Origin of the sequence: Paenibacillus sp. CCS19, from assembly GCF_033239625.1 — a bacterium.
Classification (GTDB): Bacteria; Bacillota; Bacilli; order Paenibacillales; family Paenibacillaceae; genus Paenibacillus_T.
Map to the genome: position 1 here is coordinate 1 of NZ_BTCK01000129.1, position 282 is coordinate 282.

At 50.0% G+C, this 282-nt stretch carries 1 tRNA gene; it reads left to right on the forward strand.

Annotation, left to right across the window (positions count from 1 at the left end):
* The first annotated feature begins 78 nt into the window (after positions 1-78).
* Positions 79-152 (forward strand) — tRNA-Gly (locus SBI19_RS29425).
* Positions 153-282 lie beyond the last annotated feature (130 nt).

The window sequence follows — 282 nt, forward strand, 5'->3', positions numbered from 1 at the left end:
GCTTGGTAGAGCACCTGGTTTGGGACCAGGGGGTCGCATGTTCAAATCGTGTCATCCCGACCATTTCTTATTTTACACGCGGGTGTAGTTCAATGGTAGAACTTCAGCCTTCCAAGCTGATAGCGTGGGTTCGATTCCCATCACCCGCTCCAACTAGACTAAACCTATAACCTGAACAAGGTTTATTTTTTTCTCAGGCTTAGTTTTGAAGTAATGATGTGCGGAAGTGGCTCAGCGGTAGAGCATCGCCTTGCCAAGGCGAGGGTCGCGGGTTCGATTCCC